Here is a 1,970-nt window from a genome sequence, read left to right as displayed (position 1 = left end):
GTGGATGCTCGTCGGCTTTGTCCACGGGGTCATGAACACCGACAACATGGCCCTTGGCGGAGAGACCATCGATTACGGCCCCTGCGCCTTCATCGATGCTTACGATCCGGCCGCAGTCTTCAGCTCCATCGACCGCGATGGCCGCTACGCCTTCGGCAACCAGCCCTCCATGGCCCATTGGAACCTGGCCCGGCTGGCCGAGGCCCTTCTGCCCATCCTGCACGAAAACGAGGACCGGGCCCTGGAACTGGCCAAGGAGGCCCTGGCCGTCTTTCCCGGCCGATTCCACGAGTTCTGGCTGGACGGCATGCGCCGGAAACTTGGCCTGTTCACGGCCGAGGCGGACGACCCGGCCCTCATAGACGATCTCCTCGTCCTGCTCTTGGCCAGCCGGGCCGACTACACCAATTCGTTTCGCGATCTGACCCGAGACCCCTTGCCGGACGAACCTCTTTTCCGCCACCCCAATTTTCAGGACTGGCATGAGCACTGGACGGCCCGCCGGTCCCGTCAGAACGCATCTCTCGAGGACTCCCGTCGACTCATGCTCGCCTCCAACCCCTCGGTCATCCCCCGCAACCACCGGGTGGAGGAAGCTCTGGCGGCCGCTGTTGAGCATGGGGACCAATCGGTCATGGACAGACTGCTCAAGGTGCTGACCAGGCCCTTTGACGACTCGCCGGAACATACCGCGTTCCAAAACCCGCCCCCACCTGACGCTTCGCCCTACGTAACATATTGCGGAACCTGATCATCGGGCCCTGACCGGGCTTTGACAGACAGCCCCGGCCGTGGGAAACACGGCTGCATGAACCGATCAGCCCCGATCCAAACCAGGCCCCGGACATGGAAACCCTGAGTCACGACAACGTCGTAGTTCTCTTCCTCTCCCTGGGCGTTCTTCTTCTGACGGCCCACGTCTTTGGGGAAATCGCCCAGCGTTTTCGCCAACCGGCCGTACTCGGGGAGCTTCTGGCCGGGGTCCTGCTCGGGCCGACGGTCCTGGGGGCCTTCGCTCCCGGGGTGTGTGAATTTCTCTTTCCCATGCAGGGTCTGAACGCCGTGGCCCTGGAGACCATATCCACCCTGGCCATCGCTCTGTTCCTGCTCGTAGCCGGCATGGAGGTCGATCTGTCCACCATCTGGAAACAGGGCCGGGTCGGCCTCAAGGTCGGGCTGACCAGTGTGGCCGTGCCCTTTGCCGTTGCTCTGGCCCTGGCGCTGGCCTTCCCGAACGCCCTGGGCCGCCTTCCATCGGCCGAGCCCCTGGTCTTCGGGCTCTTCTTCGCCATCGCCATTTCCATCTCCGCCCTGCCCATCATCGCCAAGACCCTCATGGACATGGGCCTCTACCGAAGCGAACTGGGCATGATCGTGGTCAGTGCGGCCATCCTGAACGACCTCGTCGGCTGGATCATCTTCGCCGTCATCCTGGGCCTTCTGGCCTCACCGAGCTTGGCCGCCGGGCCCATAGCCCTGACCGTGCTTCTAACCGTGGTCTTTGTCGGGGGTATGCTGACCGTGGGGCGCTGGCTCATCCACAAGGCCATGCCTTTTGTCCAGGCCTACACCCGCTGGCCCGGCGGAGAGCTGACCTTTGCCCTGGTCCTCGGTCTGTTCGGAGCCGCCTGTACGGAATGGATCGGAATCCACGCCATTTTCGGGGCCTTCATCGTCGGCGTGGCCGTGGGGGACTCGTCCCATCTGCGGGAACGCAGCCGGGTGGTCATCGACAACTTCGTTTCCTTCATCTTTGCCCCGGTCTTCTTCGCCGGCATCGGGCTGCGCGTGGACTTTCTGGCCCATTTCGACCCGGCCCTGACCGCCTCGGTCTTGGCTATCGCCTGCGTCTGCAAGATCTCCGGCGGAGCCCTTGGGGCCCGCTGGGGAGGCCTGCCCGGCAGGGAAGCATGGACCGTGGGCTTTGCCACGGTCTCAGTCGGAGCCATGGGCATCATCGTCGGCATGGT

General features: G+C 64.2%; 2 protein-coding genes. Both read left to right on the top strand.

Annotation, left to right across the window (positions count from 1 at the left end; translation table 11 throughout):
- Positions 1 to 751: hypothetical protein (locus EOM25_14395; GenBank protein NCC26365.1), on the top strand; the 751-nt coding region annotated here is incomplete at its 5' end.
- Between the two features lie 95 nt (positions 752 to 846).
- Positions 847 to 1,970: cation:proton antiporter (locus EOM25_14390; GenBank protein NCC26364.1), on the top strand; the 1,124-nt coding region annotated here is incomplete at its 3' end.

It is taken from the genome of Deltaproteobacteria bacterium (assembly GCA_009929795.1).
GTDB lineage: Bacteria > Desulfobacterota > Desulfovibrionia > Desulfovibrionales > Desulfomicrobiaceae > RZZR01.
Note: the sequence above shows the minus strand (reverse complement) of the source record. Positions and strands in the feature narration are given on the sequence as shown.